The organism is Aeromonas sp. QDB54, from assembly GCF_027707385.1.
In the GTDB taxonomy this organism is placed as follows: domain Bacteria; phylum Pseudomonadota; class Gammaproteobacteria; order Enterobacterales; family Aeromonadaceae; genus Aeromonas; species Aeromonas hydrophila.
Genome location: NZ_JAPCIT010000056.1, coordinates 1 through 5,562 on the forward strand (window position 1 = coordinate 1; position 5,562 = coordinate 5,562).

Sequence of the window (5,562 nt, forward strand, 5' to 3'; positions counted from 1 at the left end):
CCTGGGCCAAGATCGTGGCTTTTGAGCCACGCCCATGTTGACCCAGGAGTTATCAGTGGAAATCAGAGTGTTGGCCCGTCAGGGCATGAGCATCCGGGCTATCGCCCAGCAATTGCGGGTGTCCCGTAACACGGTTCGCAAGTATCTGCGCAACCCGGGCCTGCCAATCTATCCCAACCGAGCAGCCCGACCAACCAAGCTCGATCCTTTTAAACCCTATCTGCAAGCGCGTATCCAGGCAGCGAAGCCACACTGGATCCCGGCGACGGTTCTGCTCAGGGAACTGCGAGAGCATGGTTACACTGGCGGGCTCTCCCAGCTCAAGGCCTGGTTATCGCCTCTGCGCCATGACGCCTCTGGCACCATCGTCCGTTTTGAAACGGCCCCCGGTAAACAGATGCAGGTCGATTTCACCATTATCCGCCGCGGCAATCGGCCTCTAAAGGCCTTTGTTGCTACCCTGGGATTTAGAGAGCAGCAAGCATATGGACAGCAGTGCCAATCAGCTAGGCCTGCTCTCCACCAATGTCCGTTCTGCCGCCGATCTACTGGGGCAGCGCTTGGAACAAGTGACACAACAAATTGAGCAAGCCGGTAGCCAAAATGCTGCACTTACTGATCAACTCAAGCAACAAGCCGAAATGCTGGCCAGATTGCAAGATGGCCTGCTGCAGGGAGCGGAGCGGTTCGAACAGGCTGCCAGTGAGGCTCGCCATGGCTTTGTTGAGATGAAGCAAACGCAGCAACAATTCCTGACAGGGGTGAGAACCGAATTCAATGCCTTAGGGAAGGTGCGAATAAGTCATATGGCACGAGAGCATTTACTGGTAACCCATTGATATTAAATGACTAAAATTTTCATTTTTTGTTCGTGGGATACTTGTTCGCACTTTCCCTAAGCCTGCCGACTCTGGGGTTGGTACAGCGCTGGTATCGTCGGCGCGGCAAAACGTTTGAGCTTGCCGTTGAGCTCGACACATTCAGCTTATGGGCCCAGAGACATCTGACTGCACCCCTGCGCGGGATCAAAGAGTTTTGCCAAGGGGCGAGTCTGGTAACCGGTGGGCAAGCCGGGGTCCGCTGGCCACAGATCCTGACTCATGTGGCATCTGGGGCGTTACACAGTGTACCGCTGCCTCATGAAAACTGGCTTTCACTGCATCATCCGACGGTTGCGGATGGTCACCAAGTGGTGTGTTTGGCGCAGGAGGCGAGTACCGGATTAGTCGATAACCTGACGGCAGGCAGTTCCAAGCGTTGGCGCTACCATGGCGAAGACCACCCTTATTCATCCTTACTGGCTCGGTTGCGAACGGTGTTGGCGGAAAAGGAGAGCGCGACTCGCAAGCAGACGAAGGCAAGCTGCCTCGCAGGACTGAACCGGTTGCGCAATGAGCAGACCCTCAGCAAGTCAGAGCAGATCCTGGTTGGGTGGCTACATCAATGCATCGCAAAGAACAAAAACAAGCCTTCGACGCTGCGCAGTTACCTTAGTCGCGGTGGTCAGCAATGGCTTGTTCGGTGCTTTGATCATGATCTCGGCTTATGGGATGGCGATCGTTTTCTGAGCTGTTATCGAGCATTGCTGGAAGAGTATGGGGGGACTTCAAATCTGGTCGTCGACCCGGCGCTCTCTGGTGCGGTTGAACGGACGGACCTGGAAAGATCCTCCTCCGCAGAGCCGGAAAGTTCCTCTTCCGAGGCGCCCGTTAGCCAAAAGAATGCTGTCAGCTACATGGCTGCACGCTTGACCAGCCTGCACAGCTATGCGGTGGCGAGTTACCACTTGGCCCCATTGCCGGAGGAGCTGGTCCCGCGCGAGCGCCAGAGGCCCCATGTGCGTGCCACCTATCTCAGTGAACCTCTCTTTCGACAGTTGCTGCGTGGAATGGAGCGGATGACGCACACCTCATCGAGTTACCGAGAGTGTCTGAGCGCGTTATACATCGTGGCTTATCGTGCTGGACTGCGCTTGAGCGAGATCCAAAAGCTCAGGTTAAAAGATATCGAACGCAGTCCAGAGTGCTGGCTATATATCCGCGATACCCGGCTTGATGATGGCAAGAGTGACAGTGCCACCCGCAAGATCCCCCTGGGGGTCTTGCTGACCCCGGAAGAGCGTACTCGATTGGATGCGTACTTGTCTGGGTTATGGCCGCGAAAGGCGAAAAACGCGAACGCGCTGGCGTTTCCCTCACAGAGCGGTTGGTTGATACCGATGTCGGATGAAGAGATCAGGGGGCCGTTAACCAGTATCCTTCGGCAGGTTGGTGGGAAATACTATACCTTCCATCATCTGCGGCATACGGCATTGAGCCGCCTGCAACTGCTGCTACATCACGAAGCTCTGGCACTGCACAGTTTGCCAAGGTGGGCACATTTCCTGCCTTGGTCGGCCGCACAGTGTACCTCTATCTACCAGACCATCACACACTCATCCACTCAGGGGGATTATTGGGCGCTGGCCCAGTTTGCTGGCCATCAGAGCCCGGAGACGACGTTGCACTCATATTTGCATTTTACCCACTGGGTCAATGCAGCGTGTCTGTTGCAGGCCAAGTACGACTGGTCTTTGTCACTGCGACACCACTTCACCGGGCTGTCTCGTGCAAAGCTCACACAGAACGACTGGTTGGAGGGGCCCTTGACATGGCAGCGCTGCCGGGAGGCCCTGCTCCAGTCGCTTTCGCCTTATCTTCAACAGGTCTCCTGGGTCCTGATGGAGTGTGCACCTTACCCTCCCTTGGTTAAACACAAGCTGGATTTTGATGCCGCTCTGGAGCTGATCGCACGGTTCGCACGACATGAAGATATCTGAGGTGTCCTGACAAGATCGGACAGTCCCGGATCAAGCAGCCTGAGCAGTTCTCCAATACCTCTTGTTAAACTCCGCCGGGCTGACATTGCCAAGTCGTGAATGCCGACGCTGGCGGTTGTAAAAAATCTCTATGTATTCCTGAATCGCTGCCTTGGCCTCCGCTCTCGTCTCGAATCTATGGTGGTGAACCAGTTCATTTTTAAGAGACCCCCAGAAGCTTTCTATCGGGGCATTGTCGAAGCAGTTCCCCTTGCGTGACATGGAGGTCTGCATGCCAAATTGTACCTGGAGAGCCCGGTAAGCCTTGGCACAGTACTGACTGCCCCGGTCTGTGTGATGAATAAGCCCAACGGGTGGCCTCTTCTGCTGCACAGCCCGAAACAGCGCCTGACTGACCAACCCGGTGGTCATTCGCTCTCCCATCGCATAACCCACTATCTCACAGGTAAACACATCCTTGAGACCAGCCAGATAAAGCCAGCCTTCGTCGGTGGCAATATAGGTGATATCACCGGTCCAGACTTCGTTGGGCTTCGTCGGCGCAAAGACCTGACCAAGGAGATTCTCCGCCACGGGCAGGGAATGAGCAGAATGGGTTGTCGCCTTGAATTTGCGCTTTTGTTTGCAAGGCAACCCCATTTCACGGCGCAATCGCCCAATCCGGTCCCGCCCAGCGTAAAATCCTTCGGCGGCCAACTCAGCTTGTAAACGCGATGCGCCATAGGTCTGGCGCGTCTTGCTGTGAGCAGCCCGAATGGCGACCTTGAGTCGTTCATCTTCTTGTTGGCGCTGTGACGGTGGACGCTGGCGCCAGTGGTAGAAGCCCGCACGAGAGACCTCCAGCACACGACAGATAACGGAAATGGGATAGATGTCCTGTTGGTTGGCTATCCACGCGTACTTGGCAGTGACTCCTGAGCAAAGTACGCGGCGGCCTTTTTTATGATGTCGCGCTCCATGTTGGCTTGTGCGAGAGCTTTGCGTAGCCGGGCCACTTCAGCCTCCAGCTCGGCGACAGAACGCGCTCCGGGAATGGCCGATGTATCCTTTCCTCCTTTGGCTGCGACCACCCAGTTGCTCAGTGTGCCTTTGGCAATACCCAACCTTCTGGCGGCTTCAGCTTGGCCAAGGCCTTGCTCCAACACCAGTCGAACCGCCTCTGCCCGAAACTCTGGTGAATAGTGTTCTCTCGATTTCATTCAATACCCCCGATTGTCTCATCGTAACAATCGGGACTGTCTGTGAAAATCAGGATACCTCAACTCAACGTCACATCATCTGAATTTGCTTCCTGGAGCCTTGCGCAGTCATAAGGAGCAAATCGAACTCCGTAAAGTGGTTAAACTGGCTCGCCAGGTCTATCGCGAGCAACGAGCGGCTTTCATCGAATGGATTGGCTATCTGCTAGTCCGAAGCAATACTCGCAACACTGGGATCCCCTTCACGGATCCACAGATGTTGCAAGCCTTCCTGAGTGTGACGGTATTACTGCTGCCAGCGACACGGATTGCGATCGAGGTACGATGTGGCGCCAAACGGAGTGAAAAAGCCCCATGGCGGGAGGTCATCTCACGCTATCGCGTGAAGAGTGAATTCATTGAAAAAAGTGGGGCTAACCGGGCACTACTGCGAATAATTCATCCTGACGAGGCGGGTATCTGTCAGCGTTCTACTGAGCGGCAGCAAAATGCTGACACGGTAAAACCAATGGCGCGCTACAGCACTCCGTTGCTACGGACAGTCGCCTATGTCGTGGCGCTGAAAGTAATGAGCATCCAAGAGCTGGTATCGCTAGGTAACAAGAAGAAAGCCGACTTTGCACGTCAAACCGCGCGTGAGCTTACAGATTGAACGTGCAACATGCTGAAATAGAATAAAATCTATTTGCTTCGCCATTTTGCCAGCTGCCTGACCACTGCGCGCTGCGCATCTGATGTGGATAGGCCCTGAAGGGGCAGGAATTGCTCTGCTTGCCGGCGCTGCTGTTGAGGGCTGAACCAGCTTTTCCCATCCTTATCCATGTTCCAAGGGCTCGAAACGGCGCATTGGAGTATTGGCAAAAAGTCATCCGTCGTTGCGTCGTGTGATAGCTGGCCACGCAACTGAGCGCGCCAGCGTTTGTGCCAAATCCGCTTGTCTTCAGCTTCAGACGTCGCTGTTGTGTAGCCAAACATGGGGGGCTTTCGTCGACTTCGGCTCATTTCTTGCCCTCATAATGCGTTTCGTTTGAGGTAGCTCGTGGCTCTTCACTTTTGCACTGCCAAGTGTGTTCGACGAAAGCGGGTTGAGGACTTGACGCTTTGTCTGCGTCCTAGCTCTCAGTTGGTAAAGATAGCTATCGTTAATCAACGAACTCATACAGATCTTCAATCTTTACATTGAGATAACGGCATAATGTTTCAATAGCATCAAGTTCTATTCTAGTCGCAGTTTCGTTGTACATGCGCGTAATCGTGCCTCTATTGAGTCCTGTCTCTCTGGCAACATCGGCAATTTTTAGCCGTTTCTCACCCATGATCTTGGATAAATGACACTTAATCATGCTCTCTCCGTAACCAAAATAATCTCCTGAAGATTAAAATGGCTTGCAATTGTGTTTTCTTGTGTCTAGATTGTTCTGCAGGAGATCAATTTAATCTCCAAGTTAGATAAATCAGCGTTTGGAGAATGATTATGGCATACACCTACCTGACAACAGAAGAGCTCTCTGCTCGCATCAAGTTCGATCCACGTACTATCCGCAA

Annotated in this window: 5 protein-coding genes and 1 pseudogene; 4 read left to right on the forward strand and 2 right to left on the reverse strand. The window is 53.8% G+C overall.

From position 1 onward, the window contains the following. Positions 1 to 34: 34 nt before the first annotated feature. The 3 genes and pseudogenes from PG881_RS23595 to PG881_RS23605 all read left to right on the forward strand — a co-directional run. Positions 35 to 469, forward strand: a pseudogene (locus PG881_RS23595) (helix-turn-helix domain-containing protein); the annotation flags it as partial. Positions 470 to 485: 16 nt separating this feature from the next. Beyond that, complete coding sequence (locus PG881_RS23600) at positions 486 to 839, forward strand: hypothetical protein (protein WP_024941335.1); 354 nt, start codon at positions 486 to 488, stop codon at positions 837 to 839. Between the two features lie 77 nt (positions 840 to 916). Then, positions 917 to 2,818, forward strand: a complete 1,902-nt coding sequence (locus PG881_RS23605; RefSeq protein ID WP_270803250.1) for a tyrosine-type recombinase/integrase — start codon at positions 917 to 919, stop codon at positions 2,816 to 2,818. Positions 2,819 to 2,848: 30 nt separating this feature from the next. Here PG881_RS23605 and PG881_RS23610 read toward each other — a convergent pair. After that, a protein-coding gene (locus PG881_RS23610) for an IS3-like element ISAeme20 family transposase (protein WP_270803252.1) occupies positions 2,849 to 4,017 on the reverse strand; the annotation gives its coding sequence in 2 pieces (ribosomal slippage) (positions 2,849 to 3,762 and positions 3,762 to 4,017; 1,170 coding nt in all). A gap of 256 nt (positions 4,018 to 4,273) precedes the next feature. Here PG881_RS23610 and PG881_RS23615 point away from each other — a divergent pair. Then, positions 4,274 to 4,669: a hypothetical protein gene (locus tag PG881_RS23615; RefSeq protein WP_059169689.1), complete on the forward strand. Its 396-nt coding sequence runs from the start codon at positions 4,274 to 4,276 to the stop codon at positions 4,667 to 4,669. 490 nt (positions 4,670 to 5,159) lie between these two features. On the opposite strand, the gene PG881_RS23620 is transcribed toward PG881_RS23615, so the two are convergent. Further along, positions 5,160 to 5,360, reverse strand: coding sequence for a helix-turn-helix domain-containing protein (locus PG881_RS23620; RefSeq protein ID WP_010674971.1), 201 nt, complete (start codon positions 5,358 to 5,360; stop codon positions 5,160 to 5,162). Between the last annotated feature and the right edge of the window lie 202 nt (positions 5,361 to 5,562).

Excerpts from the sequence above, each read along its gene's own strand:
- PG881_RS23600 (WP_024941335.1), top strand. The coding sequence starts at position 486 with ATGGACAGCAGTGCCAATCAGCTAGGCCTGCTCTCCACCAATGTCCGT.
- PG881_RS23620 (WP_010674971.1), bottom strand. The coding sequence starts at position 5,360 with ATGATTAAGTGTCATTTATCCAAGATCATGGGTGAGAAACGGCTAAAA.
- PG881_RS23615 (WP_059169689.1), top strand. The coding sequence starts at position 4,274 with ATGTTGCAAGCCTTCCTGAGTGTGACGGTATTACTGCTGCCAGCGACA.